This is a genomic window from Streptomyces sp. NPDC002499 (assembly GCF_053595415.1).
The window spans coordinates 312,206-338,689 of the sequence record NZ_JBSFXO010000004.1; the positions used below are offsets into that span (position 1 = coordinate 312,206).

General features: G+C 71.0%; 26 protein-coding genes. 17 read left to right on the plus strand and 9 right to left on the minus strand.

The genetic code is table 11. The annotated features are described in order from the left end of the window. Positions 1-57: 57 nt before the first annotated feature. The 5 genes from fasR (at position 58) to ACWD5F_RS12480 (ending at position 4,974) form a co-directional block, all read left to right on the plus strand. Positions 58-1,260, plus strand: a complete 1,203-nt coding sequence (gene fasR, locus ACWD5F_RS12460) for a fatty acid biosynthesis transcriptional regulator FasR (protein WP_123999600.1) — start codon at positions 58-60, stop codon at positions 1,258-1,260. Between the two features lie 89 nt (positions 1,261-1,349). Beyond that, positions 1,350-2,267, plus strand: a complete 918-nt coding sequence (locus ACWD5F_RS12465; RefSeq protein ID WP_451253634.1) for an ACP S-malonyltransferase — start codon at positions 1,350-1,352, stop codon at positions 2,265-2,267. An 18-nt stretch (positions 2,268-2,285) separates the two neighbouring features. Next, positions 2,286-3,287: a beta-ketoacyl-ACP synthase 3 gene (locus ACWD5F_RS12470; protein ID WP_451253636.1), complete on the plus strand. Its 1,002-nt coding sequence runs from the start codon at positions 2,286-2,288 to the stop codon at positions 3,285-3,287. A gap of 82 nt (positions 3,288-3,369) precedes the next feature. Then, entirely contained in the window at positions 3,370-3,618 is a 249-nt protein-coding gene (locus ACWD5F_RS12475; protein WP_004001566.1) for an acyl carrier protein, read from the plus strand. An 84-nt stretch (positions 3,619-3,702) separates the two neighbouring features. Continuing rightward, on the plus strand, positions 3,703-4,974 hold the full coding sequence (locus tag ACWD5F_RS12480) for a beta-ketoacyl-[acyl-carrier-protein] synthase family protein (RefSeq protein WP_451253638.1): 1,272 nt from the start codon (positions 3,703-3,705) through the stop codon (positions 4,972-4,974). A 94-nt stretch (positions 4,975-5,068) separates the two neighbouring features. Here ACWD5F_RS12480 and ACWD5F_RS12485 read toward each other — a convergent pair whose 3' ends face one another. Continuing rightward, positions 5,069-5,563, minus strand: a complete 495-nt coding sequence (locus ACWD5F_RS12485) for a DUF3145 domain-containing protein (protein ID WP_401727756.1) — start codon at positions 5,561-5,563, stop codon at positions 5,069-5,071. A 269-nt stretch (positions 5,564-5,832) separates the two neighbouring features. Here ACWD5F_RS12485 and ACWD5F_RS12490 point away from each other — a divergent pair, with 269 nt between their 5' ends. After that, a complete protein-coding gene (locus ACWD5F_RS12490; protein ID WP_451253640.1) occupies positions 5,833-6,726 on the plus strand; it encodes an SGNH/GDSL hydrolase family protein in 894 nt (297 codons plus the stop codon). 15 nt (positions 6,727-6,741) lie between these two features. Next, entirely contained in the window at positions 6,742-7,725 is a 984-nt protein-coding gene (locus tag ACWD5F_RS12495; protein ID WP_451253642.1) for an aldose epimerase family protein, read from the plus strand. Between the two features lie 94 nt (positions 7,726-7,819). On the opposite strand, the gene ACWD5F_RS12500 is transcribed toward ACWD5F_RS12495, so the two are convergent. Further along, a complete protein-coding gene (locus tag ACWD5F_RS12500) occupies positions 7,820-10,237 on the minus strand; it encodes a beta-glucosidase (protein ID WP_451253644.1) in 2,418 nt (805 codons plus the stop codon). Positions 10,238-10,339: 102 nt separating this feature from the next. On the opposite strand from ACWD5F_RS12500, the gene ACWD5F_RS12505 reads away from it, so the two are divergent. Then, a complete protein-coding gene (locus ACWD5F_RS12505) occupies positions 10,340-10,948 on the plus strand; it encodes a TetR/AcrR family transcriptional regulator (RefSeq protein WP_451253646.1) in 609 nt (202 codons plus the stop codon). Positions 10,949-10,964: 16 nt separating this feature from the next. Here the strand turns inward: ACWD5F_RS12505 and ACWD5F_RS12510 are convergent, their stop codons facing one another. Continuing rightward, on the minus strand, positions 10,965-11,354 hold the full coding sequence (locus tag ACWD5F_RS12510; protein ID WP_451253648.1) for a RidA family protein: 390 nt from the start codon (positions 11,352-11,354) through the stop codon (positions 10,965-10,967). A 50-nt stretch (positions 11,355-11,404) separates the two neighbouring features. On the opposite strand from ACWD5F_RS12510, the gene ACWD5F_RS12515 reads away from it, so the two are divergent. From ACWD5F_RS12515 to ACWD5F_RS12525, 3 genes are all read left to right on the plus strand, one after another. Further along, positions 11,405-12,364, plus strand: coding sequence for a LysR family transcriptional regulator (locus tag ACWD5F_RS12515; protein WP_451253650.1), 960 nt, complete (start codon positions 11,405-11,407; stop codon positions 12,362-12,364). A gap of 106 nt (positions 12,365-12,470) precedes the next feature. After that, the gene (locus ACWD5F_RS12520) at positions 12,471-12,731 is read left to right on the plus strand and encodes a hypothetical protein (RefSeq protein WP_451253652.1); all 261 of its coding nucleotides are present in this window, start codon (positions 12,471-12,473) and stop codon (positions 12,729-12,731) included. Between the two features lie 128 nt (positions 12,732-12,859). Then, positions 12,860-14,149, plus strand: coding sequence for a pyroglutamyl-peptidase I family protein (locus tag ACWD5F_RS12525; RefSeq protein ID WP_451253654.1), 1,290 nt, complete (start codon positions 12,860-12,862; stop codon positions 14,147-14,149). Between the two features lie 3 nt (positions 14,150-14,152). Here ACWD5F_RS12525 and ACWD5F_RS12530 read toward each other — a convergent pair whose 3' ends face one another. After that, complete coding sequence (locus ACWD5F_RS12530; protein ID WP_451253656.1) at positions 14,153-14,950, minus strand: EI24 domain-containing protein; 798 nt, start codon at positions 14,948-14,950, stop codon at positions 14,153-14,155. A gap of 106 nt (positions 14,951-15,056) precedes the next feature. Between ACWD5F_RS12530 and ACWD5F_RS12535 the strand changes: the two genes are divergently transcribed. Next, complete coding sequence (locus ACWD5F_RS12535; RefSeq protein ID WP_451253657.1) at positions 15,057-15,689, plus strand: DUF6000 family protein; 633 nt, start codon at positions 15,057-15,059, stop codon at positions 15,687-15,689. Between the two features lie 35 nt (positions 15,690-15,724). Here ACWD5F_RS12535 and ACWD5F_RS12540 read toward each other — a convergent pair whose 3' ends face one another. From ACWD5F_RS12540 to ACWD5F_RS12550, 3 genes are all read right to left on the minus strand, one after another. Then, a complete protein-coding gene (locus ACWD5F_RS12540) occupies positions 15,725-16,153 on the minus strand; it encodes a VOC family protein (RefSeq protein ID WP_451253659.1) in 429 nt (142 codons plus the stop codon). Between the two features lie 30 nt (positions 16,154-16,183). Continuing rightward, positions 16,184-16,732, minus strand: a complete 549-nt coding sequence (locus ACWD5F_RS12545) for a DUF1707 SHOCT-like domain-containing protein (RefSeq protein ID WP_451253661.1) — start codon at positions 16,730-16,732, stop codon at positions 16,184-16,186. Between the two features lie 61 nt (positions 16,733-16,793). Next, complete coding sequence (locus ACWD5F_RS12550) at positions 16,794-17,654, minus strand: hypothetical protein (protein WP_451253663.1); 861 nt, start codon at positions 17,652-17,654, stop codon at positions 16,794-16,796. Between the two features lie 181 nt (positions 17,655-17,835). Here ACWD5F_RS12550 and ACWD5F_RS12555 point away from each other — a divergent pair, with 181 nt between their 5' ends. Together ACWD5F_RS12555 and ACWD5F_RS12560 are read left to right on the plus strand one after the other, a co-directional pair. Next, entirely contained in the window at positions 17,836-20,421 is a 2,586-nt protein-coding gene (locus ACWD5F_RS12555; RefSeq protein WP_451253665.1) for a M14 family zinc carboxypeptidase, read from the plus strand. 15 nt (positions 20,422-20,436) lie between these two features. After that, the gene (locus tag ACWD5F_RS12560) at positions 20,437-21,597 is read left to right on the plus strand and encodes a serine hydrolase domain-containing protein (RefSeq protein WP_451253667.1); all 1,161 of its coding nucleotides are present in this window, start codon (positions 20,437-20,439) and stop codon (positions 21,595-21,597) included. 90 nt (positions 21,598-21,687) lie between these two features. On the opposite strand, the gene ACWD5F_RS12565 is transcribed toward ACWD5F_RS12560, so the two are convergent. Beyond that, positions 21,688-22,686, minus strand: coding sequence for an NADP-dependent oxidoreductase (locus tag ACWD5F_RS12565; protein WP_451253669.1), 999 nt, complete (start codon positions 22,684-22,686; stop codon positions 21,688-21,690). Positions 22,687-22,787: 101 nt separating this feature from the next. On the opposite strand from ACWD5F_RS12565, the gene ACWD5F_RS12570 reads away from it, so the two are divergent. After that, complete coding sequence (locus ACWD5F_RS12570; RefSeq protein WP_401727775.1) at positions 22,788-23,225, plus strand: MarR family winged helix-turn-helix transcriptional regulator; 438 nt, start codon at positions 22,788-22,790, stop codon at positions 23,223-23,225. A 40-nt stretch (positions 23,226-23,265) separates the two neighbouring features. Here the strand turns inward: ACWD5F_RS12570 and ACWD5F_RS12575 are convergent, their stop codons facing one another. Beyond that, positions 23,266-24,078, minus strand: coding sequence for an SCO2400 family protein (locus ACWD5F_RS12575; RefSeq protein ID WP_451253672.1), 813 nt, complete (start codon positions 24,076-24,078; stop codon positions 23,266-23,268). A 226-nt stretch (positions 24,079-24,304) separates the two neighbouring features. Here ACWD5F_RS12575 and ACWD5F_RS12580 point away from each other — a divergent pair, with 226 nt between their 5' ends. Together ACWD5F_RS12580 and ACWD5F_RS12585 are read left to right on the plus strand one after the other, a co-directional pair. Continuing rightward, positions 24,305-25,465 (plus strand): mandelate racemase/muconate lactonizing enzyme family protein, encoded by a 1,161-nt coding sequence (locus ACWD5F_RS12580; RefSeq protein WP_451253674.1) that lies wholly within the window; start codon positions 24,305-24,307, stop codon positions 25,463-25,465. Beyond that, positions 25,462-26,466, plus strand: a complete 1,005-nt coding sequence (locus ACWD5F_RS12585; protein ID WP_451253676.1) for a zinc-dependent alcohol dehydrogenase — start codon at positions 25,462-25,464, stop codon at positions 26,464-26,466. Before ACWD5F_RS12580 ends, ACWD5F_RS12585 begins: the two co-directional genes overlap by 4 nt. The last annotated feature ends 18 nt before the right edge of the window (positions 26,467-26,484 follow it).

Here is a 26,484-nt window from a genome sequence, read left to right on the forward strand (position 1 = left end):
CCCCCACGGTAGCCCCGACCCCCCACACCCCCGTCCCGATAAGGCAGTCTTGTCCCCGTGCCCGAACCCGAAGCCAGCAAGCCCGGCGCCCCGGTGCCCGTCCATTCGCACTCCGCGACCCTGAGGCGACTGGAGAAGTCGTCCGGAAGTCTCGCCGCGCAGGCCATCGCGCGGATGGACGAGACGCTGCCGTGGTACCGGGCGATGCCCCCGGAGAACCGTTCCTGGATCGGTCTTGTCGCCCAGGCGGGTATCGCCGCGTTCACCGAGTGGTTCCGGCGCCCCGACGCCCCGCAGGCCATCTCCACCGACGTGTTCGGCACCGCGCCCCGTGAGCTGACCCGGGCGATCACGCTGCGGCAGACGGTCGAGATGGTGCGGACCACCATCGAGGTCATGGAGTCCGCGATCGACGAGGTCGCGGCCCCCGGCGACGAGAGCGTGCTGCGCGAGGCGCTGCTGGTGTACGCCCGGGAGATCGCCTTCGCCACCGCCCAGGTCTACGCCCAGGCCGCCGAGGCACGCGGTGCCTGGGACGCGCGCCTGGAGTCGCTCGTGGTCAACGCGGTGCTGAGCGGGGAGGCCGACGAGGGCGCCGTCAGCCGGGCCGCCGCCCTCGGGTGGAACGCGCCCGAACATGTCTGCGTCGTCCTCGGGACCGCGCCCGACGGGGACTCCGAGCTGACCGTCGAGGCCATCCGGCGGGCCGCCCGCCACGCCAAGCTCCAGGTACTCACCGGCGTGCTCGGCGACCGGCTCGTGGTGATCGCCGGCGGCAGCGACAACCCGATCGCCGTCGCCAAGTCGCTGATCGGGCCCTTCGCCGCGGGTCCCGTGGTGGCCGGGCCCGTGGTGCCCGACCTGCTCGCCGGGACCCGGTCCGCGCAGGCCGCCGCCGCCGGACTCAAGGCGTGTTCCGCCTGGCAGGACGCCCCGCGGCCGGTGCTCGCGGACGATCTGCTGCCGGAGCGCGCGATGGCCGGTGATCCCGGCGCGCGGGAGCAGTTGGTGGAGGAGATCTACAGACCGCTGGAGGAAGCCGGGTCGGCGCTTCTGGAGACGCTCTCCGTCTATCTCGAACAGGCGAGCAGTCTCGAAGGCGCCGCCCGGATGCTCTTCGTGCACCCGAACACCGTGCGCTACCGGCTTCGACGTGTGACTGACGTCACCGGCTGGTCGCCATCGGATGTACGGTCGGCGTTCACGCTGCGGATCGCGCTGATCCTGGGGCGTCTGGCCGATGGAGATCCCCAGACCTAGCCTTTTGTCGGGGCTCCACAAAACCGCCTCGTGTTCTTCGTCCCTGTCCCCACGGGCGGTCGTGGCCGTCCACAAGAGAGAGTGTGAGAGTGCTCGTACTCGTCGCTCCCGGCCAGGGCGCTCAGACGCCCGGCTTCCTGACTCCCTGGCTCGACCTCCCCGGTGCCGCCGACCGCGTCGCCGCGTGGTCGGACGCCATCGGCCTGGACCTCGCCCACTACGGCACGCAGGCCGACGCGGACGCGATCCGTGACACCGCCGTCGCCCAGCCGCTGCTGGTCGCCGCCGGGCTGCTGTCCGCCACCGCCCTGGGCGACGTCACCCCGGGCGCGGTCGCGGGCCACTCCGTCGGCGAGATCACCGCGGCCGCCTTCGCGGGCGTCCTGGACGACTCCGCCGCCCTCACCCTCGTACGCAAGCGGGGTCTGGCCATGGCCGAGGCCGCCGCGATCACCGAGACCGGCATGTCGGCGCTGCTCGGCGGCGACCCCGACGTCTCCGTCGCGCACCTGGAGAAGCTGGGTCTGACCCCGGCGAACGTGAACGGCGCGGGCCAGATCGTCGCGGCCGGCACGCTGGAGCAGCTCGCCGCGCTGGCCGAGGACAAGCCCGAGGGCGTCCGCAAGGTCGTCCCGCTCAAGGTCGCCGGCGCCTTCCACACCCACCACATGGCCCCGGCCGTCGACGCGCTGGCCAAGGCCGCCGCCGACCTCGCGCCGGGCGACCCGAAGCTCCCGTACGTCTCCAACAAGGACGGTCGTACGGTCGCCACCGGCGCCGAGATCCTTCAGCGGCTGGTCGGCCAGGTCGCCAACCCGGTCCGCTGGGACCTGTGCATGGAGACCTTCAAGGAGCTCGGCGTCACGGCCCTGATCGAGGTGTGCCCCGGCGGTACCCTCACCGGCCTCGCCAAGCGCGCACTGCCCGGCGTGAAGACGCTGGCCCTCAAGACCCCGGACGACCTCGACGCGGCCCGCGAGCTCATCACCGAGCACGCCAACGCCTGAAGAAGGAGCCGTACGAACATGTCGAAGATCAAGCCGAGCAAGGGCGCACCGTACGCGCGCATCCTCGGTGTGGGCGGCTACCGGCCGGTCCGTGTCGTGCCGAACGAGGTGATCCTCGAGACGATCGACTCCTCCGACGAGTGGATCCGTTCGCGCTCGGGCATCGAGACCAGGCACTGGGCGAACGCCGAGGAGACCGTCGCCGCGATGTCCATCGAGGCGTCCGGCAAGGCGATCGCCGACGCGGGGATCACCGCCGAGCAGATCGGCGGCGTGATCGTGTCGACGGTCTCGCACTTCAAGCAGACCCCGGCCGTGGCGACGGAGATCGCCGACAAGCTGGGCACGAACAAGGCCGCCGCGTTCGACATCTCGGCGGGCTGCGCCGGCTTCGGCTACGGCCTCACGCTCGCCAAGGGCATGGTCGTCGAGGGCAGCGCGGAGTACGTGCTCGTCATCGGTGTCGAGCGGCTGTCCGACCTGACCGATCTGGAGGACCGCGCGACGGCCTTCCTGTTCGGTGACGGCGCGGGCGCGGTCGTGGTCGGCCCCGCCAAGGAACCGCACATCGGTCCGACCGTGTGGGGCTCGGAGGGCGACAAGTCCGAGACCATCAAGCAGACGGTGCCGTGGACGGACTACCGCGACGGCACGGTCGACAAGTTCCCTGCGATCACGCAGGAGGGCCAGGCGGTGTTCCGCTGGGCCGTGTTCGAGATGGCGAAGGTCGCCCAGCAGGCGCTGGACGCGGCCGGAATCACCGCGGACGACCTGGACGTCTTCATTCCCCACCAGGCCAACGAGCGGATCATCGACTCGATGGTGAAGACACTGAAACTGCCGGAGCACGTCACGGTCGCGCGTGACGTACGCACCACCGGCAACACCTCGGCCGCCTCGATTCCGCTCGCGATGGAGCGGCTTCTGGCGACCGGTGAGGCGAAGAGCGGCGACACCGCGCTCGTCATCGGCTTCGGGGCGGGTCTCGTGTACGCCGCGACGGTCGTTACCCTCCCCTAGGCACTGCGTGCCGGATCTTCACCAAGGATCCGGCACGGCACCACCGCCAAACCCTCTGGATCACAAAGAAGGAGCGCCTGACATGGCCGCCACTCAAGAAGAGATCGTCGCCGGTCTCGCCGACATCGTGAACGAGATCGCCGGCATCCCGGTTGAGGACGTCCAGCTGGACAAGTCCTTCACCGACGACCTGGACGTCGACTCGCTGTCCATGGTCGAGGTCGTCGTCGCCGCCGAAGAGCGCTTCGACGTCAAGATCCCGGACGAGGACGTCAAGAACCTCAAGACGGTCGGCGACGCGACCGACTACATCCTCAAGCACCAGGGCTGAGTCACCTCCTAGCCCCGACTGCATGGCCCCGCCACCCGGCGGTGGCGCCGCTGAATCCTCGTAATCGTTGGAGAAAGAATTCCCGTGAGCCCGACCAATCGCACCGTGGTCGTCACCGGTATCGGCGCAACCACACCGCTGGGTGGCGACGCAGCCTCGACCTGGGAGGGACTGGTCGCCGGACGTTCCGGCGTGAAGCCCCTGGAGCAGGAGTGGGCCGCCGAACAGGCGGTCCGTATCGCCGCGCCGGCCGCCGTGGACCCCTCCGAGGTCATCCCGCGTCCGCAGGCCCGCCGACTGGACCGCTCGGCGCAGTTCGCGCTGATCGCGGCCAAGGAGGCGTGGGCCGACGCCGGTTTCACCGACAAGGCCGGTGAGGACGCCGCGGTCGACCCCGACCGTCTCGGCACCGTCATCGCCTCCGGGATCGGCGGTGTGACCACCCTGCTCGACCAGTACGACGTGCTGAAGGAGAAGGGCGTCCGCCGCGTCTCCCCGCACACCGTCCCCATGCTGATGCCGAACGGCCCGTCCGCCAACGTGGGTCTGCTCGTGGGCGCCCGCGCGGGCGTGCACACGCCGGTCTCCGCGTGCGCCTCGGGCGCCGAGGCCATCGGCTACGGCATCGAGATGATCCGCACCGGCCGCGCCGACGTCGTCGTCGCGGGTGGCACGGAGGCGGCCATCCACCCGCTGCCCATCGCCGCGTTCGGCAACATGATGGCGATGTCCAAGAACAACGACGACCCGCAGGGCGCCTCGCGTCCCTACGACACCGCCCGGGACGGCTTCGTCCTCGGCGAGGGCGCCGGCGTGATCGTCCTGGAGTCCGCCGAGCACGCCGCCAAGCGCGGGGCCCGCGTGTACGCCGAGGCCGTCGGGCAGGGCATCTCCGCCGACGGCCACGACATCGTGCAGCCGGAGCCGGAGGGGCGTGGCATCTCGCACGCCCTGCAGAACCTGCTCGACAACACCGACCTGGACCCGGCGGAGATCGTGCACGTGAACGCGCACGCGACCTCGACGCCGGCCGGTGACGTGGCCGAACTGAAGGCGCTGCGCAAGGTGTTCGGCGACGACGCGGACCACATGGCGGTCTCCGCGACCAAGTCGATGACCGGTCACCTGCTCGGCGGGGCCGGCGGCGTCGAGACGGTCGCGACCGTGCTGGCGCTCTACAACCGGCTCGCGCCGCCGACGATCAACGTCGACAACCTCGACCCGGAGGCGGAGGCCAACGCGGACGTCGTCCGCGGGGAGGCTCGCAAGCTGCCGGTCGAAGGCCGTATCGCCGCCCTGAACGACTCGTTCGGGTTCGGTGGGCACAACGTGGTGCTGGCGTTCCGGACGGTCTGAGAATCGCCCGTACGCACTCTCGTACGTAACTGAAGGGCCCCCACCGGTCGGTGGGGGCCCTTCGGCGTGCAGGAGGAATCGGCGTCTGCCGACCTCACACCACCTGGTGCAGCCAGCGCACCGGCGCGCCCTCACCGGCATACCTGAAGGGCTCCAACTCGTCGTCCCACGGCTTGCCCAGGAGTTTGGCGATCTCCGCCTCCAGGTCCGTCTCACCCTGCTGGGAGCGGATCAGGGCCGCGCGCAGGCGGTCCTCCGGGATGAGGATGTCGCCGTGGATGCCGGTGACGGCGTGGAAGATGCCGAGTTCGGGGGTGCAGCTGTAGCGCTCGCCCTCGGCGGTGGCGGTGGGCTCGGCGGTGACCTCGAAGCGCAGCAGGTGCCAGCCGCGCAGCGCCGAGGCGAGTTTGGACGCGGTGCCGGGCTGGCCCTGCCAGGAGAACTCCGAGCGCCAGGTGCCGGGTGCGGCCGGTTGCCGGATCCAGTCGAGGTTGACTCGGGTGCCGAGCACGCCGGCTACGGCCCATTCGACGTGTGGGCACAGCGCGCGCGGCGCGGAGTGCACGTACAGAACTCCACGTGTCGTCACCGGGACCTCCGGGCTGAGCGGGACATCTTGCTGACTGGCGGGCGGTTGTGGCGGGCGGGCCACGTTGATGGCGAGGCTACCGTGCGGCGGCGCAAGGAGTGTGACGTACCGTCCGTCCTGATGCCCACAAACGCCTGCCATTCACCCGGCAGGACGCCTGTACGGCGTGAACCGTTGCACGCCGCGTGGATCGGGAACTCTCGCGCGTTGTTATGTACGGAGACCGGTTGATGTCTGCCGGTGTGCGCCGACCGAGGGGATCATCGCCGATGCGGAAGCCCAGCCACCGCTCCCGGACCGTGCTGGCCGCCGTGACGGCGACCGTCCTGGGGGTCGCGGGCTGCGACGCCGCCGGTGGCAATTCCCCGGCGCCGGACGGCACCAAGGCGCAGAAGGCGAAGCCGTCGCCGACCTCGGCCTGGGACGTGAGTCCGGGCTCCGTCGCCGCCGTGGGCGACTCCATCACGCGCGGCTTCGACGCCTGTTCGGTGCTGGCGGACTGCCCGGAGGTGTCGTGGGCGACGGGTGACAGCGAGGAGGTGGACAGTCTCGCCGTACGGCTGCTGGGGCGGGCGAAGGCGGCCGAGCACAGTTGGAACTACGCGGTGACCGGGGCCCGGATGGCCGACCTGTCCGCGCAGATCACGCAGGCGGCCGTGAAGAAGCCGCAGTTGGTGACGGTGATGGCGGGCGCGAACGACGCCTGTCGCGCCTCGACCTCGGCGATGACCTCGGTGGCCGACTTCCGCACCGAGTTCGAGGACGCCCTGGGCACCCTGCGCACGCGACTGCCGAAGACACAGGTGTACGTGGCGAGCGTGCCGAACCTGAAGCGGCTGTGGTCCCAGGGGCGCACCAACGCCATGGGCAAGCAGGTGTGGAAGCTCGGCATCTGCCCCTCGATGCTGGCCGACGCGGACGCGCTGGACTCGGCGGCGACCCTGCGCCGGGACACCGTGCAGCAGCGGGTCGAGGACTACAACCGGGTGCTCAAGGAGGTCTGCGCCAAGGACGAGCGGTGCCGGTTCGACGGCGGCGCGGTCTACGACTACCGGTTCGGCACCGACCAGTTGAGCCACTGGGACTGGTTCCACCCGAGTGTGAACGGGCAGGCCCGACTGGCGGAGATGGCCTACCGTGCCGTCGTCGCCAAAGAGGCGTGACTTAGGGTTCCGCCCATGAGCGAACAGTTCGGCACACTTCCCGACGGCACCCCGGTGCACCGCTGGACCCTGGAGCGGTCCGGCGTCCGGGTGCGGATCCTCTCGTACGGCGGGATCGTGCAGTCCGTCGAGATCCCGGACCGGGAGGGGCGGACCGGGAACGTGGTGCTCGGGTTCGCCGACCTGGACGGCTATCTCACGCATCCGGACCCGTATCTCGGCGCCCTGGTCGGCCGGTACGCCAACCGGATCGCGGGCGGCCGCTTCCCGCTGGACGGCGTGACGTACGCGCTCGCGCAGAACACCCCGCCCAACTCCCTGCACGGCGGCGAGCGCGGCTTCGACAAGCGCGTCTGGGAGATGACGCCGGTGACCGCGGACGAGGGGCACGGGGTGCGGCTGAGCCGCGTCAGTCCGCACGGTGAGGAGGGGTTTCCGGGCCGGCTGGAGGTCTCGGCGACGTACACGCTCGACGACTCCGGCGCGCTGCGCATCGCGTACGAGGCGGTCACGGACGCGCCGACCGTGGTGAACCTGACGAACCACTCGTACTGGAACCTGGCCGGTGGCGGCAACGCCGGCGGTCACGAACTGCGGCTCGCCGCCTCGCAGTACACCCCCGTCGACGCCGATCTGATCCCGACCGGTGTGCTGGAGGGGGTCGCGGGCACGCGGTTCGACTTCCGGGAGACGCGGAAGGTCGGGGCGGGCTACGACCACAACTTCGTGCTGGACGGCGGGGTGACGTCCGCTCCTCGCGAGGTCGGTGAGCTGTACGACCCGGCGTCCGGGCGCGTGCTGACCGTCTCGACCACCGAACCCGGTCTCCAGCTGTACACCGGGGAGCACCTGCCCGAGCCCTTCTCCCCCGGCGACGCCGTCGCCCTGGAGACCCAGCACTTCCCCGACTCCCCCAACCGGCCCGACTTCCCGAGCACGGTGCTGCGGCCGGGCGAGGTGTACCGGTCGGAGACGGTGTACGGGTTCGCGACCCGCTGAGGCCGCCCGAACACCACGTGCCCGAGAACCACTTCGCCCCGGTCCAGGGGTCAGGTCCCGGACCGGGGCAGTTCGTGGGGAGGCTCGTCCCGCCTCAGACGTTAATCGTCGCGGTGATCCTGCGGTCGGTGATCGAGCGGCCGACCTGGATCTCGTACGAACCCTTCACAAACGACCACCCGTTGGCCGTCTCGTCCCAGATCTCGAAGGCGCGGCGCGGGAGTTCGATGACGGCCTCGGTGGTCTCGCCCGGACCGGCCTCCACGCTCGCGAATCCGGCCAGCCAGCGGCCGGGGCGGTCGGCGGTGGGCCGGGCGGGGGCGAGGTAGAGCTGGACGATCTCGCGGCCGGGGCGCGCGCCGGAGTTGCGGACGCGGATCCTGGCGGTCATGCCGTCCACGTCGACGGACTGATAGGTCCAGTCGGTGTAGCCGAGGCCGTGGCCGAAGGGGTACGAGGGGGTGCGGCCCTCCTTCTCCCAGGCGCGGTAGCCGATGAAGACGCCCTCGGTGTACGGGAGTTCACCGTCGACGGGGGTCACCTGGGTGACCGGGGCGTCGGCCAGGGCGCCCCAGGTGGTGGGCAGTCGGCCGCCCGGCTCGTGCGCGCCGGTGAGGACGTCGGCGAGGGCCTCGCCGCCCTCCTGGCCGGGGAACCAGCTGAGCAGGACGGCGGACACGTCCTCGCGCCAGGGCAGTTCGACCGGGGAGCCGGAGTTGACGACCACGACCGTGTTCGGGTTGACAGCGGCGACGGCGCGGACCAAGTCGTCCTGGCGGCCGGGGAGTCGGAGGTCCTTGCGGTCGAAGCCCTCCGACTCGACGCGCTCGGTGGTGGCGACCACGACGACCGCGGTGTCGGCGGCGCGGGCCGACTCGACGGCCTCGGCGATCAGTTCGTCCTCGTCGCGCTGCGGTTCCTGGTGGGCGAGGGCGAAGGCGACGACCTTGAAGGGGACGCCCTCGGGGAGCGAGAAGACGTGGGTGAGGGAGATCTGCACCGGTTCGCCTGCGACGAGTTCGGCCTGGGCGCGGGGCACCGGGGCGCCGAAGATGGCCTCGAAGGGGTCGGAGTCGTCGGCGGGGCGCTGGACGTCGTCGTAGTACGTGGTGCCGGCGAGGGTGAGGGTGAAGGGGCCCATGCCCTTGATGCCGAAGGTGTGCGGGCCGCTGTCGCGCGGGGTGAAGGTGCCGGTCAACTCGACGGTGTGGAGGTTCTCGTGGGTGACGCCCACCGGGAGGTCCGAACCCATCCACTGGATGTGCCCGTTGGGCACGGAACGGGTGCCGATGACCTCGCCGGCCGCGTCGCGGCAGATCGTGGTCAGCTCGAACCCCTTGTCGGCGACGGCGAGTTCGGTGGCGGGGTCGGCGCCGACGGAGTAGGTGAGGGTGCCGTCGGGGAGGGTCGCGGTGAGGCCGTCGAGCGGGGAGACGATGTGGGAGGGGAAGACGGTGGCGGAGCCGCCGCCGAGGACGCGGGCGTCGCGGGCGGCGGCGCCGATGAGGGCGACCGTGCCGTTCGCCCGCAGCGGGAGGGCGCCCTGCTCGTTGCGGACGAGGACGAAGGAGCGGCGGGCGATCTCGCGGGCCAGCGCCTCGCCGTCGACGGTCTCGGGCAGGTCGGTGACGGCGGGCTCGGCGCCCTCCAGGATGCCGACGCGGGCGGCGAGCCGCAGGACGCGGCGCACGGCCTCGTCGACGGTGGCCTCCTCGACCTCGCCGTTGCGGACGGCCTTCGCCAGGGCCTCGCCGTACACGGTCCGCGGGCCCGGCATGGCGACGTCCAGACCGCCCTCGACGGCCGCGACCGTGTGGCGGGCGGCGCTCCAGTCGGAGACGTTGTAGCCGTCGAAGCCCCATTCGCCGCGCAGGACTTCGTTCACCAGATACCGGTGCTCGGTCATCGTCGTGCCGTTGACCGTGTTGTAGGCGGTCATGATGCCCCACGGGTGGGCGTTCTCGACGATGTGCTCGAAGGGGGCCAAGTACAGCTCGCGCAGGGCGCGTTCGGAGACGGAGTTGTCGACGGTGAAGCGGTCGGTCTCGGCGTCGTTGGCGACGAAGTGCTTGACGGTGGTGCCGACACCGCCCGCCTGTACGCCGCCGACGTACGCGGCGCCGATCCGCCCCGTCAGGTACGGGTCCTCGCTGTACGCCTCGAAGTGCCGTCCGCCGAGCGGGGACCGGTGCAGGTTGACCGTGGGCGCGAGGAGCACGTGGACGCCCTTGCGGCGGGCCTCCTGGGCGAGCAGCGTGCCGGCCCGGCGGGCCAGCTCCGGGTCCCAGGTGGCCGCGAGGGCGGTCGGGGAGGGCAGGGCGACGGACGGGTCGTCGGCGCTCCAGCGCACACCCCGGACGCCGATCGGGCCGTCGGACATGACGAGGGACCGCAGGCCGATCTCCGGCAGCGCGGGCAGGGACCAGGTGTCCTGGCCGGCCAGGAGATGGGCCTTGGCGTCCAGGTCCAGCTTGCCGAGCGCGGCCTCGACGGCTGATTCCGTTCCCCCCATGGGAGTGCCTCCTCATTGAGTGCCTTCGGTTCTCCTCATCCTGCCTCGATTGCCTGTAGAGCGGTAGGTTTCGTTACCTCCCAGTTATTTTTCGTGCGCCGTGTGCCGTACCGTGACGGCATGAGGGCCAGGAGCGAGGAGCGGCGGGCGGAGATCGTCCGGGCCGCCCTTGAGGTGATCGCCGAGCGCGGCTATCGGGGGGCGAGCCTCGCAGCGGTGGCCGAGCGGGTCGGGCTGACCCAGCAGGGGCTGCTGCACCACTTCCCGACGAAGGAGGCGCTGCTGGTGGCCGTCCTGAAGGAACGGGACCGGTGGGACGCGATGCCGGACACCGCCTGGCGGGTGGATCTGCTCGCCGCCCTCGTCGAGTACAACGCCATGCGCCCGGCGATCATCCAGACCTTCTCGGCGCTGCTCGGCGAGAGCGTGACGGAGGGGCATCCGGCGCGGGAGTACTTCACCGAGCGGTACACGCGGGTGCGGGCGAACATGGCGGCGGTGCTGCGCGCCGAGTACGGCGACCGTCTCCCGAACGGCCTCACGCCCGAGCGGGGCGCTCCGCTGCTGGTCGCGGTGATGGACGGGCTCCAGTACCAGTGGCTGCTGGACCCGGAGTCGGTGGACATGCCGGGGGCGTTCCGGGACTTCCTCGCGCTGCTGGGCGAGGAAACGGACGGGGAAAGGGGCAGGGAAAGGGGCAGGGAGGCCTGAGCCGGCCGGACAGTGATCAGTGCGGCGCGGGCACCGCCGCCACGACCTCGATCTCGATCTGCGCCTCCGGCCGGAACAGCCGCGAGGCCTCGAAGGTCATGCTCGTCGGCGGAGTCCCGGTGAGGAACTCCCTTCGTACGGCGCCGTATTCGGGCAGCTTGTCGATGTCGGTCAGGTACGAGCGGATGTTGATGACGTGGTCCAGGGTCGCCCCGTGGGCCCTCAGCAGAGCCTCCAGTGCCTCGAAGATCCCGCGCGTCTGCTCGGCCATGGTGTCGCCCTCGGCGATCTGCCCCGAGACGAACAACAGGGCGCTGCCGTCGGGGTGTTCGACGCGGGCGACCTGGGAGTAGTAGGGGCTCGCGGGCTGGGGCGCGGTGGGCGGACTGTCCAGGGTGATACGCATGCCGTCGACGCTAGGCGCGGCCGTCACGATGCGACAAGCGAGTGTCTAGCATGCCTGACATGCCGAATCAGCATCGCGCGACTTCACGGAAGACCCCCACCGCACCGGATGTCTCGACGGTCTGGCTGCGCGTCTTCCTGGAGGTCGCCCGGCACGGTTCGTTCACGGTGGCCGCGCGGGCGCTCGGCTGGACCCAGTCGGCCGTGTCCCGCCAGATCTCCGCACTGGAAGGGGCGTTGGGCGGCACACCGCTCTTCGACCGGTTGCCGCGCGGGGTGCGGCTCACGGAGGCCGGCCGGGTCCTCGTGCCGCACGCGGAGTCCGTCGCCGAGATCCTGTACGGCGTGGCCCGCGAGTTGACCGACCTGCGCGAAGTGGCGGGCGGGCGGCTCCGGTTCGGGGCGTTCCCGACGGCGGACGCGGAGCTGGTGCCGCACGCCCTGGCCGCGTTCCGCGCCCGGCACCCCGGCGTGCACGTCTCCCGCGAGGAGGGCCTCACCCCCAGGCTCCTGGACCGCCTCACCACCGGCCACCTCGACCTGGCGGTCGTCTCGACGACGGCCGGCGCCCCGCTGGACCCGTACGAACTGCACCACCTCCTCGACGAGTCCCTGTACGTAGCCGTCCCCGCCGACCACCCCCTGTCGAACTCCACCTCCCCGATCCCCCTCGGCCGCTTCGCCGACGCCGACTGGATCTCCGGCAGCCCCCACCCCGAAGGCACCCTCCTGGACGCGGCCCTGCGCCAGGACTTCCGCCCCCGCGTGGCCCACGTCGTAGCCGAGTGGACCGCCAAACAGGGCTACGTCGCCGCCGGCCTCGGCGTCGCCCTGGTCCCGGCCCTCGCCGCCGGGTCCGTACGCCCGGACATCGTGCTGCTACGGGTGCTCGACGAGGGAGCCCCTGCCCGGGCGGTGTACGCGGCGACGGCCCGGGGGCGGACGCCGGCGGCGGCGGTGGAGGCGTTCGTGGGGGTGCTGCGGGAGGGGGCGGGGCGGGTGCCGGGGTGACTGGCCGAGGAAGTCCCCGTGGCAGGCGGAGTCGGACGGCTTTTCGGACAGTCTTTAGGTACGGCTACTCAGGCGCCGACCGTCCCCCGTCGCGACGATGGTGTCCATGCGGAACTTCGTGGCGGCGCTCGCGCTTCTGCCCCTCAATGCCCTTCTCGTGGGATACGGGTGGCTGGCGGCCGGGATGACCGGGTGGGCGGCGAGTTGGGACGAGGAGGCGTACGAGCCGCCGTTGACCGAACTGGGCGTGGCCTGCGGGGTGGTGGTGGCCGTCGGGGTGGCGCTGTGGGTGGGGCGGCTGCGCGGGGCGGCGGTGTTCCAGACGGTGCCGTTGCTCGTCCTCGTGCTGCTGATGATGCCCACGTGATCGGTCCGACCGCCTGACCTGCCCGATCCGGCTGTCCCACCTGCCCCATGGCGTGGACCGCTTCCCTCGGGCGATACTGCGGCCGTCCGGTACCACGCACCCCACGGCGACGGAAGGACCCGACTCCCTTGAGTTCTCTACGTGTTCGGATCGGCGTACTCGGCCTGGCCCTGATGGCCGGCCTTGCCACCCCCACTGCGGCGACGGCCGCCGAGACGGTTCCCGCGCCCACCGTCGAGGAACAGCGGCTCGACCGGGCCGTACCGCAGGAGATCCTTCAGCGGTCCGGATTCGACAACGTGGCACCGGGGTTCGCGCGGGCGCTGGAGCGGGCCCGTTCCTATGCCGAGGCGCGGCGGATCGTCGTACGCGAGGGGTCGGCGTTGTGGCGGCGGGCCGTGGACCGGGCGCAGGGGCGCGGGCCGGCGGGCGGGGATCTGAGCCGGGACGACGACCGGCCGCTGTACTGGGCGCGGCTCGGGTTGACGAAGGAAGTACGCACCTGGGAGCCGGGGTTCGGGCTGAGTGACACTCGACGCGCGGCGCTGATCGACGCGTTGGAGCGGACGTCCAGGGGGCAGGAGGACGTCCGTTACTCGCGCAAGTCGTCGTCGGGCAAGGGCGTCAACTCATCGCACGGGAAAGGCGTCAAGCGGATCCTCGTGACCGGCTTCGACCCGTTCACGCTGGACCGGGACATCCGGATCTCCAACCCCTCCGGGGCCACCGCGCTCGCGCTCGACGGCACGGTGATCAGGACGGCGGAGGGGCCGGCGCGGATCGAGACGGTCGTCTTCCCGGTGCGGTGGCAGGACTTCGCGGACGGAACCGTGGAGCGGACGTTGCGGCCGTATCTGAAGCAGGTGGACCTGTTCACGACCGTGAGTCAGGGGCGGGTCGGCCGGATCGACGTGGAGCGGACCAACGGGGCCTGGCGGGGCGGGTTCCCGGACAACGACAACGTCAGCAGGACGGAGACCGTGCCGGTCACGGACCCGGCCTCGCAGCCGCAGTGGACGACCACGACATTGCCGTATGCCGCGATCGTGGCGGCTCAGACGGGGCGGTTCCCGGTGTACGACCACACGGCGGTCACCGAGATACCGGCGGGCGGCACGGTTCCGGTCGTGCGGGAGGACGGGCCGACGGCGGGGTCGACCGCGCGGGCCGGGGGCGGTGGGGACTATCTCTCCAACGAGATCGCGTACCGCGCGACGCTGTTGCGCGACCGGCTCGGTCTGCACGACACGCTGCCGGGTGGGCATGTGCACACGCCGGTACTGCAGTTCGGGGCGGGGAACACGGATCCGGCGACGGGGGCGGTGACGGATCCGCAGTTCGTACAGAACCGGTTGGACATCATCGATCAGGTGCGGGCGATCGTGACGGTGGCGGCGGACGTGACGTTCGGGAAGTGACGTTCAGAAGGTGAGCCGCTTGTTGTCGGGCTCGGGCTCGGGATCAGGTTCCGCCGTTCCCTCGTCCAACAGGTCGCGGGCCATCATGGTGGCGCCCGCGACCGCGCCCGGCATCAGGAAGACGGCCACGAACGGGACCAGGAAGGCCACGGCCAACGGGGTGCCGAAGCCCCAGACCAGGGTCTTGCGGGAGCGCAGGAGGGTGAGGCGGGCGCGCAGGTCGACGCCTCGGCGCTGAAGCGCGACAGCGGTGAGTTCCTCGGTGAGGAAGAACCCGGTGACGAAGAAGCCGATCACCGGGATCGCCGTCTGCCCGACGAAGGGCAGGAAGCCGAGGCCGAAGAGCAGGACGCCCCAGACCGCGGCGCGGACGAGAATCCGCAGACTGTCACGGGCTGAGATCCACAACTCCCGCCAGAGCGGCAGCCCGGACTCGGGCGCGGTGCCGTCCGGGGACAGATCCCGGTCGACCTTCTCGGAGAGGTTCTCGTAGAAGGGCTGCCCTATCAGCAGAGTCATCGCGGTGAACGTAAGCACGGAGAGAAGCAGGGCGAGCGCGAACAGCACGGCGGTCAGGAACCCCCGGAACAGACCGAGCCACGGACTCGACCAGTCGTCGGCGAACGGCGTGGCCCAGGTGACGAAGTCCTCGCCCCAGAGAGCCAGCGCGATCAGCGCCGCGAGGTAGAGCACCAGCGTGATGAGCCCCGGCAACAGCCCGAACCCATACTGCTTGCCGTGCCGGGCCGCCCACTGATGGCCCTTCAGAAGGTACGTGAAGCCGGCCCCTAGATCTCGCATGTGGGAAGCCTATCGGCGAGCGGGGGTGGGGTGGGGGCCGGTGTCTGTGAGGGGCCTTTGGGGGGCCGCGGTCCGAAGACGGCTGCGTGCGTACGAGGATGCCGCCATGCGTCAAACCGCTGAAGAAGCCGAACTGTTCAGATTGACCCGTCGCTATGTCACTCCCGGACGCCGGTATCTCAAACTGGGCGGCGCTCTTCTCTTTCTGAGCAGGCGCGACCGAGCCAAGTTCACGCGGAAGCTGGGCAAGGACGCCGGGAAGATCACCCCTCGAGAACTGAGGCTGTTGCTCGACTGGGGATGGCGTGAGAGCAAGACGGCGGCCTGGCTGATCGCTGTCGCCGGCCGAACCGAGTTCCGGGAACGTCTCGGCGAAGTCCTGCTCGCCAGCAAGGGTCCCTATGCGGGCCAGGCGTACTGTGTCGCGCTGGCCACCTTCGGCACCGCCGCCGACGCCGACCTCTTGGTCGCCTACCTCGACCACTACCTGCGTCGCCCCGACCTCGACTATGACCAGACGGACGCCCTCGGTGCGCTCCTCCTGCTCGACGCCAAGCTCGGCACCGACCACGCGGCCCGATTCCTCGCCCCGGACGGCCTCTGGCAGCAGTGGATCACCGGGCCGCCCGCCAAGGACCTCGATTACCCCGCCGAGTACCGGGAGTTCATCGGTCAGCTCTGCGTTTTCGCTGACGAGAGTGCCAAGCACTGTCCGACGCGCAGGCACGACGTGACGTGACCCCTCGCCGACGGTAGGCATCCTTCCAAGGACCCTCAGTCGATGCAGAACTCGTTGCCCTCGATGTCCTGCATCGGGATGCAGGCGTCGGTGCCGTCGTACAGGGTTTGTACGTGGACCGCGCCCAGTGGGAGCAGGCGGGCGCACTCGGCCTCCAGGGCGGCGAGGCGTTCCGGGCCCACCAGGCCGGTGCCGACCCGTACGTCGAGGTGTACGCGGTTCTTGACGGCCTTTCCTTCGGGGACGCGTTGGAAGTACAGGCGCGGGCCCACGCCCGAGGGGTCGACGCACGCGAACCACGCGTCCCGCTCCTCAGGGGACTGCGCGTTCCTGTAGTCGTCCCAGGTGGTGAAACCCTCCGGGGGCGGCGGTACGACGTATCCCAGCACCTCGCACCAGAAGCGAGCCAGACGCTCGGGTTCCGCGCAGTCGAAGGTGACCTGGAACTGCTTGATCGATGGCATCGGCGCACCCTAGCAAGGGGCTCAGCACCCTCACGATCGGCGTTCGATCACCTTCGCGTGCAGGAGCCTTCCGGTGAGTTCGACGCGGAGGCGGGGAGCCTCGGTGGAGATCTTGCGGCGGAGTTTGAGCTTGGAGTACGTGAGGTTGAGTTCGTCCGTGTCGATCGTGATGTCCCGCGCGCCGACGAAGAACAGCTTGCCGTGCACCATGTCCGTCTCGATGCGCAGGACGTCCGAGGTGATCTCCGCGTGGGTGAAGTCGAAGGTGACTCGGCAGAGTTGGGTGCGGAGTTCGATGCGGGTGGGTACCTGCCAGCGGCCCTCACGGATGTATTTGCCGCCGTGTTGTTCCACCACCAGGACGTCTTTGGCTTTGGTCGCCGGCGCGCTCGGCAGGTCCGCGGTCAGCTCCGCCAGCTCGCCCAACGTCCGGGCCGTCAGCGCGCTTTCCAGCCTGATGTCGAGTTCCTCGGCGTCGAGTCGGCCGTCGCCCGCGGCGATCCGCAGGACGTCCACGACCCGGTCGCGGTCCTCGTGCGATGCCCGGAGGGCGGGGAGGTCGGGGAGGTCATTCGGCATGGCAGTCACGTTAGCGGGGCCGTGCCGTGGCCACCAGGCGATGTGTCTCCCACGCCGCGCCTCAAGCCGGCACCGCCACCACAACCCCCCGCTCCCCCGCCGGCGCCATCGCCGCACTCACCCGTACCGCCGCCGAACGCGCCAATCGTCCCGTCCTCGATGCCACCGTCAGGAGGAGCGGCTGGAGTTGTTCGAGGGTCGACACCACCAGCTCCTCTCCCGCGATCAGTACCGGCCGGACCGTCTGGGTCGTCGCCGCTGCCGCCTCCGTGAGGTCCGCCAGGGGGGACAGGGTCGCGCGGGCCACGCCCGCTCCTGCCGTGGCCGCTCGTTCCGCCAACGCCACCTGGAGGGGCAGCAGGGGCGCCAGCGCCGACGTCAACGCGTCGGCCATGCGGCGGAGTTCGGGGGACGCGTCTCGCAGCACCTCCGCCGTCGAGCGGATCACCGGGGTCGCCGCGAGGAGCACGCCCGCTATCACCCCGGCCACGGCCGGCAGCAGCGGAGAGCTCGCCTCCAGCAGGTCTCCGAGCGCCGTCGCGAACTCCTCCACCGCCGGCTCCACCGCGTCCAGCACCGGCAACAGGCTGTCGCCGAGCGCCGCGAGGAGGACCTGGGCGGGTTCACTGACCGGGTGCACGGCCAGCGGCGCGCCGGTCGTGCCCAGGCGGGTCAGCGTGTCGACGATCCGGTAGAAGGCCTCCTGGGCCTGCGGCGACGCGCTCGCCTCGGCCAACTCCGCCGTCGTCTCGCGCAGTACGCGCAGTGCCTCCGCACCCGAACCGTCCCTCGGATCGAAGGTGTTGATCGCGATCCTGGTGATGTTGCCGGCCGTGTCCAGGAGCTGGCCGGTGATGTCGGTCGTGCTGCGTGCCATGCGCAGTACGTCGTCCCTGCTGGGGAGCGAAGGGATCGTTGCCACGGGGTCTCTCCTCGCCTCGCACACCGCCGCCGGTGGTCGCCGCCGCTCTCAGCATGCCCCGATCGCACCCATCGGGATGCGCCATCCGGGGCATCGGTGCCGGGAACTCCCTCTTGTTGCGGTTGAGTCGAACAGGTACATCTCGCCGTACCGATCTCAGGAAGCCCCGGAGGAGGTACACGTGCGCATCACGCGAACCGTCCCTGCGAGACCCCTGCTCACCGCCCTCGCGCTCACCACGGCAGGCTCACTCCTGCTCACCCCCCACACCGCCGGCGCCGACCCGAAGCCACCCGTCCGGGAGGGCTCGGCCCTCGACAGCGACAGCAGCGACACCGGTGCGGCCCGCAGTCCCCTGAGCGCCGCCCTGCGCGCCCTCGCCGACCCGTCGGCCGGCGGTGCCGATACCAGCACCGGCGCCAGCACTCCCCTCGGCTATCCCCGCCGCCAAGTCCTCTCCCCCGACCCCGAGAACCCCGCCGACAAGTCCCTCAAGCTCGGCCTCACCCCGTACCACGCCATCGCCCCGAAGCTGAACTCCCTTCAGCGGCTCGGTGATCGGGTGAGTGTCGAGGTGACCGGGCGGTCGGCCGGTGGGCATCGGCTGTTTCTGGTCACCGTCACCGCCCCGGAGACCGCCCGCGAGGCCTCGGCCCAGGAGCGGATGCGGGAGCTGATCGAGAACGCGCCCGCCACGGCCGCCAAGTCCCCGGAGGTCAAGGCGCGTTACAAGGCGCCCGTGTTCTTCAACAACAACATCCACGGCAACGAGTGGGAGGGCACCGACGCCTCCCTCGCGCTCATCGAGCGACTCGCCACCGCCAAGGACACGAAGACGAAGGACCTGCTCGCGCACACCCGCCTCTACTTCAACGTCACCGCGAACCCCGACGGCCGTATCGCCGGCACCCGCACCAACGCCAACGGCTTCGATCTGAACCGGGACTTCGTGACCGCCTCGCAGCCCGAGGTGCGGGCCATGCGGCAGACCGAGATCGACAAGCAGCCGGCCGTGATGCTGGATCTGCACGGGTACGTCAACGGCACCCTGATCGAGCCGACCACTCCCCCGCACGGCGAGAACTACGAGTACGACCTCTTCCTGAAGAACACCTACGCCAACGCCCTCGGCATGGAGGCCGCCGTCAACGGCCTCGGTTACACCCCGGCGGCGGACGGCGTCGAGCCGGCTCAGATCCCCTTCCGCGACCAGGAGGAGGGCTGGGACGACTGGCCGCCGATCTTCACCCCGCAGTACGCGGCCTTCCACGGCACGGTCGCCGCGCACACGGTGGAGATCCCGCTCCAGGTCAACAACGCGGCCTACGACAACCTGCCGGTCACCGAACTCCGCCGCCGGGCCGCGATCAACGTGGACGTGGCGGGCGCCGCCCTGCGCGCCACCCTCGACTTCGTCGGCACCCGCCGCACCTCCCTGATCGCCGACCAGATCGAGGTCTTCCGCCGCGGAGCCACCGGCGCCGCCCAGGTGCCGGTGTCGGAGCGGACCGTACCGGGCGTGCCGGGCATCGGCCCGGAGGACGTCTACACGACCGACTTCCCGCGCGCCTACGTCATCCCAGGCCCCGCCACCACGGCCGCCGCCCGGCTCGTCGACCACCTCCTCGCCAACGACGTCCGCGTCACCCGCGCGAGCAGGGCGATCCGGCTCGGCGGACGGACGTACGCCAAGGGCTCGTACGTCGTCGACATGCGCCAGCCCAAGCGGGGGCTCGCGAACGTGCTCCTCGCGGACGGGCGGGACATCAGCGACAAGGTGTCGGTGATGTACGACATCTCGGGCTGGAGTCTGGGGCGGCTGTGGGGTGCGACCGTGCGGCCCGTACCGGACGGACGCCTCGCCGGTCTGCCGCTGCGCCCCGTCTCGGCCGCGGCGCGCGTCGGATACGTCGCCCCGCGCGGCGCCCTCCGCCTGAAGCTCACCGATCCGGCCGAACTCGCGGCGCTCAACTCCCTGCTCCGGCAAGGCGTTCCGGTACGGCGGGCCGCCGACGGCAGCGCGCTCGTCCCCGAGCCGGTGTCCGCCTCGGTGCGCGCGAAAGTGGAGGCCGCGGCCCGTGCGTACGACGTCGCCTTCGACGCGACGAGGCAGGCCGGTCCGACGACGCCCCTGCACCGCGTCCGGGTCGCCGCCGCCGTCACCGCGGGCGAGCTGTTCGCGCTGCGCGAGATGGACTTCGACGTCACCCCGGTCTCGACCGGTGCCCTCAACGCCGGCTTCGACTGGTCGGCGACGGACGTGCTGTTCGTCTCCGCCGGGCTGGACCGGGGCGGCCTCACGGACACCGCACGGGCCGCCCTGGACGCCTTCCTCGCCGGTCACGGACTGGTGGGGCGGGGAGCGACCGGTGCGGAGCTGAGTTCGGCGGCGGGGCTGCTGAAGGCGCGGGCCGTCGAGGGCAACGGGGACGCCAACGGCGTGGTGCGCGTGGTGAATTCGGGCCCGGTCACCGCAGGCGCCCCCGACCACGGCTTCGTCTACGCGCCGGTGTGGTTCACGGAGCTCGGCCCGGACGTCCGGGTGGAGCAGTCGTACGCGACCGGCGATCCTCTTCTCTCCGGGCACTGGCGGCCGCTCGCCGACGGCTCGGGGGGTCCCGCCGCGGCGGGCGGACAGGCGTCCGTCGTCAGCGGCCCACAGGTCGTCCTGTTCGGCACGGAGCCTCTCTTCCGGGATCACCCGAAGGGGGAACTCCCGCAGGTCGGACGGGCGTTGTTCAGCATGGCGCACGCGAGCAGCGGCTGAGATCGAGGAGAGCGGATGACTCAGGAGATCCACGGCACCGTCGCGGACGGGTACGAGGCGGTACGCGAGGAGTTCACCGCGTTCGTGGCCACGGAACGGGCGGACTACGAGGGCCAGTTGTGCGCGTACGTGCACGGCCGGCGGGTTGTCGACCTGTGGGCGGGCGACGGCGGTCCCGACGCGCTGTTCGGGGTGTTCTCGTCCACGAAGGGCGCCGCGCATCTGGTGGTGGCGCTCCTGGTCCAGGAGGGCACTCTGGAGCTGGACCGCAAGGTGACCTACTACTGGCCGGAGTTCGCGGCCGAGGGCAAGGGCGCCCTCACGCTGCGCGAGCTGATGTCCCACCAGGCGGGTGTCGTCGGCACGGACACCGGCTTCACCCCCGCCGAGCTCGCCGACGACCGGCAGATCGCCGAACGCCTCGCCGACCAGCGCCCGTTCTGGCGCCCGGGGACGGCCTTCGGCTACCACGCGCTGGTCATCGGCGCCCTCACCGGCGAGGTCGTCCGCCGCGCCACCGGCCGCACCCTCCAGGACGTCTTCGAGGAACGCGTGCGCGTCCCGTACGAGTTGGCCCTCCACCTGGGTCTGCCCGCGGCCCTCGAACCCCGCTTCCGTCCCGCGCAGCCGATGATCCCCACCGCGCCGGAGCAGGCGGTGCTGGACTCGGTGCCGACCGGTCCGCACACCCTGGCCTCGATCGCGTTCAACGAGCACGCGCCGGACGCCGTGGGTCTCGTGGACTACATCAACTCCCGTGCCGTACGCGCCAAGGGACCGGCGTCCGCGGGCGGTGTCGCCGCCGCGCGCGGGCTCGCCGGGATGTACGCGGCGACGATCAGCGAGGTGGACGGGCGGCCGCCGCTGCTCAAGCCGGACACCATCGCCGAGGTCGGCCAGATCCACTCGGCCGGCTACGACCTGGTCACCCGCACCCACCGCTCCTACGGCCTGGGCTTCCAGGCCACGGCGGACACCTGGCACGCGTTCCTGGGCGCGGGCGCCTTCGGGCACAGCGGAGCGGCGGGCTCCCAGGCCTTCGCCGACCCCCGCTCGGGCCTGGCCTACGGCTACACCCGCCGCCGCTTCGCCTTCCCCGGCGGGGCGGCACCGGAGAACAACCGGCTGGTCATGGCCGTACACGCGGCCGCTCTCGCGGGTCGGGCGGCGGGGTGAGCAGCGGCGGCTTATCCAGCGGGCAGAGGCCGCACCCCACGTCCAGGGGTGCGGCCTCCAGCAGTCCGACGGCCGAACGGGCCGTACGTCCTACAGCTTGACGATCATCTTCCCGGTGTTGTCCCCGCGGAGCTGGCCGAGGAACGCCTCCAGGTTGTTCTCGATGCCCTCGACGACGGTCTCGCGGTACTTCAGGGCGCCCGAGGCGACCCAGGGTCCGACCTCGGCCACGAACTCCGGCTGGAGGTCGTAGTGGTCGCCGACCAGGAAGCCCTCGATGCGGCCGCGGGTCTGGATCAGGCGGCCGAGGTTCTTCGGGCCGGGGACCGGCTCGGTGCTGTTGTAGACGGAGATCATGCCGCAGATCGCGATCCGGCCGCCCTGGTTCAGCGAGCCGATGGCCGCCTCCAGGTGGTCGCCGCCGACGTTGTCGAAGTAGACGTCGACGCCGTCGGGTGCGGCGGCGCGCAGCTGCTCGCTCACCGGCCCGTTCTTGTAGTTGAACGCGGCGTCGAAGCCGTACTCCTCGACCAGCAGCTTGACCTTCTCGTCGGAGCCGGCCGAGCCGATGACCCGCGAGGCGCCCTTGAGCTTGGCGATCTGGCCGACCTGGCTGCCGACGGCACCGGCGGCGCCGGAGACGAAGACGGAGTCGCCCTCCTTGAAGGAGGCGGTGCGCAGCAGGCCGGCGTAGGCGGTGAGGCCGGTCATGCCGAGGACGCCGAGGTAGGTGGACAGGGGCGCGGTGCCGGGGTCGACCTTGACGACGTTCTTCGCGTCGGTGGCCGCGTACTCGCGCCAGCCGAGGAAGTGCAGGACGTGGTCGCCGACGGCGATGCCCTCGGCCTTGGACTCGACGACCTCGCCGACCGCGCCGCCCTGCATGACCTTGCCCAGCTCGAAGGGGGCGACGTACGACTTGGCGGCGCTCATGCGGCCCCGCATGTAGGGGTCGACGGAGAGGTACTTGTTCCGCACCAGCACCTGACCCTCGCGGGGCGTCGGGATCTCCGCCTCGACCAGGGCGAAGTCCTCGGACTTCGGCCAGCCGACGGGACGGCTGAGGAGGTGCCATTCGCGGTTGATCATGACGGAACCTTTCACGCTTGCCACTGCAGAAATGCTTCAGTACCTGAAATAACCATGCAGCTAACATTTCATGATGTCAAGTAACGGGGTATCCTGAAGCCATGGCCACACCGCAGAGGACCCGCCGCCCCGACCCGCTGACCATGGAGGTCGTCGAGCTGATCGGCGATGTCGTGGCCCGGTTCTACGAGGACTACGAGGACGCGGCCGGCGAGCACGCCCTGACCGGGGCGCAGGCCCGGCTGCTGAGTCTGCTGTCGCTGGAGCCGCTGCCGATGCGCAAGCTGGCGCGGAAGCTGAAGTGCGAGCCGTCGAACGTGACGGGGATAGTGGACCGGCTGGAGTCACGCGGCCTGGTGGAGCGGCGGACCGACCCGGCGGACCGCAGGGTGAAGCTGGCGGCGGCGACGGACGAGGGACTGCGGGTCGCCCGGGAACTGCGCGAGGACCTGCGCTTCGCCCGCGCACCACTGGCCGGCCTGTCGGACGAAGAGCGGCTGTCTTTGCGGGATTTGCTGCAGAGGATGCTCAACGCCTAGGCGTCGAGACGGAGTTGCCGGCCGGGACAGAGGTGCCGGCTTACGCGCACCACCACAGGAACCGGTCGCACGTCTCCGACGGCGAGGGGTCCGGGCTCGGGTCGGACGTCGTCGGGTCCGAGGTGGGTGTGGGCGTCGAGGCCGGCGCGCTCTCGGCGGGCGCCGACGAGGTGACGCCCGGTCGTGAAGTCCGCGTGGGCGACGGTGAGTCGGTGTCGTCCTCGCCCTTCTTGTCCTTGTCCTTCTCGGACTCGGAGGCCGAGGGCGAGGCGGAGTCGTCCGGTGACGGGGAGTCCGACCCGCTCCCCTTGTCCGACCTGTCGTCCAGCGGCTTTGCCGTCCCGCCGGCCTCCTCGCCGGAACCGCCCTCCGCCGAGGCGTCGCCCGCCGCGGCCGGCTTGGGGGTGGAGAAGGGGGCGTCCACGCCGAGTTCCGCGAGGCTCAGACCGGCGGCGGCCAGGACGAAGCCGGCGGTTATCAGCAGGGTTCTGCGTCTGCGACGTCGGTGTGCCGCGGCTTTGCGATCGCGGCGACTGGCGCCACCGCCGGGCCCTTCGGCGTCCGTGCCACGGCCTCGACCGCGCCCGCGTCCCCGGTCCTGCGCACGCCGTGCGGCACGCCCGGCCGGCGCGTCCTCGTCGTCGTGGGCCTCGCCGGTCTCCCCGGCTTCCTCCGCCTCGTCCGCGCCGACGTCGACCCGTGCGGTGCCCTCACCGTCGTACGAACTCGCCTGCGGGCGCTCCTCGTTGGGCTGCTGCCCCGCTTGCGCGCGGAGTTCTTCTACGGGTGCACCGCACCCCGGGCAGGCGAGGGCGCCGTTGAGGTGCCGGCGGCAGGGGAGGCAGTAGTCCATGACGCGGGAAGACTAAGTTCCCGGACGGTCAGGTTCCTAGGCGCGTCTGTGAAGGTTCTGTGGGAGACGGCACTGGTGACCGAAAGGTCCCCCGAATGCTTGTCGAAACCGTTACCCGTTCGACCCATTGACACTTCTCATGCCCCGTCCTTACTGTCACGCCAGCATTTCGAACGTGTGACGAAATCTCGAACAGCGAATCTCGAACAGCTGAGGGGCAACTGCCGTGCGCATCACCGGAATCAGCACACACGTGGTCGGGACGCCCTGGCGCAACCTGACCTACGTCCAGGTGCACACCGACGAAGGGGTCACCGGAGTCGGCGAGACCCGGATGCTGGGGCACACCGACGCGCTGATCGGCTATCTGCGGGAGGCGGAGGCCAATCACATTCTGGGTTCCGACCCGTTCGCGGTGGAAGACCTCGTACGACGCATGAAGTACGGCGACTACGGCCGGGCCGGCGAGATCGTCATGTCCGGTATCGCCGTCATCGAGATGGCCTGCTGGGACATCAAGGGCAAGGCCCTCGGGGTGCCCGTCTGGCAGCTGCTCGGCGGCAAGGTGACCGACAAGGTCAAGGCGTACGCCAACGGCTGGTACACCACCGAGCGCACGCCCGAGGCGTACCACAAGGCCGCGCAGGGCGTGATCGAGCGCGGGTACCGGGCGCTGAAGATCGACCCCTTCGGCACCGGGCACTTCGAGCTGGACCACGAGCAGACCCTGTACGCCGTCTCGCTGATCGAGGCCGTGCGGGACGCCATCGGTCCGGACGCCGAGCTGATGCTGGAGATGCACGGCCGCTTCTCCCCCGCCACCGCCGTCCGCCTCGCCCACGAGCTGGCGCCCTTCAAGCCGGCCTGGCTGGAGGAGCCGTGCCCGCCGGAGAACCTGAAGGCGCTGGAGAAGGTCGCGGCCAAGGTCGACATCCCGGTCGCCACCGGTGAACGCATCCACGACCGCATCGAGTTCCGCGAGCTGTTCGAGAGCCAGGCCGTCGACATCATCCAGCCGGACGTCGGCCATGTCGGTGGCATCTGGGAGACCCGCAAGCTCGCCGCCACGGCCGAGACGCACTACGTGCTCGTCGCACCGCACAACGTGGGCGGTTCCGTACTGACCGCCGCCTCCCTCCAGGTCGGCTTCAGCACCCCCAACTTCAAGATCCTGGAGCACTTCAACGACTTCGCGGACGCGGAGATCAAGAAGATCGTCAAGGGCGCGCCGGAGGTCGTGGACGGCTACTTCCACCTCTCCGACAAGCCCGGTCTCGGCGTCGAGTTCGATGCCGACGCGGCGGCCGAATTCCCGCAGCAGCAGGCCCGGTTCGACCTGTGGGCCGAGGGCTGGGAGCAGCGCAAGCCGAAGGGCACCGAGCAGTGAGTGGCGCCGTCGTCATCGACGCGCCGGGCGAGCACCGGCTGGCCGCGCACGAGCCCCGGCGCCCGGAGGCCGGCGAGGCGCTGGTGAGCGTCCACGCGGTCGGCATCTGCGGCAGCGACCGCGAGGTGTACCAGGGCAACCGGCCCGAGGGGTACGTCCGTTACCCGCTGACGCCCGGGCATGAGTGGTCCGGGACGGTGACGGCGGTCGGCGCCGGGGTGCCGTCAAGTCTCGTGGGGCGCAAGGTCGTCGGCGAGGGGTTCCGCAACTGCCAGGTGTGCGACCGCTGTCACGCGGGCGAGACCACGCTGTGCACGGCCGGGTACGAGGAGACCGGGTTCACCCAGCCGGGTGCGATGGCCCCGACGCTGACCCTGCCCGCCCGGCTGCTCCATGTCCTGCCGGACGAGGCCGACTTGACGGCCGCGGCGCTCCTCGAGCCCGCGGCCTGCATCGCGGCGGCGGCGCTCAAGGCGAACGCTCGGCCCGGTGAGCGGGTCGCCGTCGTCGGCACGGGAACGCTCGGCATGTTCGCGATCCAGTTCCTCAAGGCGGGTTCGCCCGCGGAGCTGCTCGTGGTGGGCACGCGCCCCGACCGCGCGGAGCTTTCGCGGACGTTCGGCGCCACCGACTTCCGTACCAAGGACCAGGAGCTGCCGGACGACTTCGACGTGGTGATCGAGACCGCGGGCTCCGCGGACGCGGCCCGTACCGCCGCAGGACTGCTCCGGCGGGGCGGCCGGCTGGTGCTCACGGGGATCCCGGCGCCGGGCGCCGAGGGACTCGACCCGACCGACCTGGTCGTGCGGCAGCTGGAGGTGCACACCGTCTTCGGTGCTCCGCCGGACGCCTGGGCGCACACGGTACGGGTCTTCGGCGCGGGGCTGCTCGACCCGCTGCCGCTGGTCACGCACGAGCTGCCGCTGGACGAGTTCCCGCACGCCATCGAGCTGGTCGGGTCCGGCGATCCGAAGGTCGGCAAGGTGCTCCTTCGCCCCTAGACGTACGCCGGTACGGGG

What these genes read in the sequence shown, in the direction of transcription:
- ACWD5F_RS12495 (WP_451253642.1), top strand. Translation starts at nt 6,742, where the DNA reads ATGAGCGAACAGTTCGGCACACTTCCCGACGGCACCCCGGTGCACCGC.
- ACWD5F_RS12490 (WP_451253640.1), top strand. Translation starts at nt 5,833, where the DNA reads ATGCGGAAGCCCAGCCACCGCTCCCGGACCGTGCTGGCCGCCGTGACG.
- ACWD5F_RS12560 (WP_451253667.1), top strand. Translation starts at nt 20,437, where the DNA reads ATGACTCAGGAGATCCACGGCACCGTCGCGGACGGGTACGAGGCGGTA.
- ACWD5F_RS12565 (WP_451253669.1), bottom strand. Translation starts at nt 22,686, where the DNA reads ATGATCAACCGCGAATGGCACCTCCTCAGCCGTCCCGTCGGCTGGCCG.
- ACWD5F_RS12475 (WP_004001566.1), top strand. Translation starts at nt 3,370, where the DNA reads ATGGCCGCCACTCAAGAAGAGATCGTCGCCGGTCTCGCCGACATCGTG.
- ACWD5F_RS12575 (WP_451253672.1), bottom strand. Translation starts at nt 24,078, where the DNA reads ATGGACTACTGCCTCCCCTGCCGCCGGCACCTCAACGGCGCCCTCGCC.
- ACWD5F_RS12535 (WP_451253657.1), top strand. Translation starts at nt 15,057, where the DNA reads ATGCGTCAAACCGCTGAAGAAGCCGAACTGTTCAGATTGACCCGTCGC.
- ACWD5F_RS12500 (WP_451253644.1), bottom strand. Translation starts at nt 10,237, where the DNA reads ATGGGGGGAACGGAATCAGCCGTCGAGGCCGCGCTCGGCAAGCTGGAC.
- ACWD5F_RS12570 (WP_401727775.1), top strand. Translation starts at nt 22,788, where the DNA reads ATGGCCACACCGCAGAGGACCCGCCGCCCCGACCCGCTGACCATGGAG.
- ACWD5F_RS12470 (WP_451253636.1), top strand. Translation starts at nt 2,286, where the DNA reads ATGTCGAAGATCAAGCCGAGCAAGGGCGCACCGTACGCGCGCATCCTC.
- ACWD5F_RS12545 (WP_451253661.1), bottom strand. Translation starts at nt 16,732, where the DNA reads ATGCCGAATGACCTCCCCGACCTCCCCGCCCTCCGGGCATCGCACGAG.
- ACWD5F_RS12520 (WP_451253652.1), top strand. Translation starts at nt 12,471, where the DNA reads ATGCGGAACTTCGTGGCGGCGCTCGCGCTTCTGCCCCTCAATGCCCTT.
- ACWD5F_RS12540 (WP_451253659.1), bottom strand. Translation starts at nt 16,153, where the DNA reads ATGCCATCGATCAAGCAGTTCCAGGTCACCTTCGACTGCGCGGAACCC.
- ACWD5F_RS12530 (WP_451253656.1), bottom strand. Translation starts at nt 14,950, where the DNA reads ATGCGAGATCTAGGGGCCGGCTTCACGTACCTTCTGAAGGGCCATCAG.
- ACWD5F_RS12510 (WP_451253648.1), bottom strand. Translation starts at nt 11,354, where the DNA reads ATGCGTATCACCCTGGACAGTCCGCCCACCGCGCCCCAGCCCGCGAGC.
- ACWD5F_RS12515 (WP_451253650.1), top strand. Translation starts at nt 11,405, where the DNA reads ATGCCTGACATGCCGAATCAGCATCGCGCGACTTCACGGAAGACCCCC.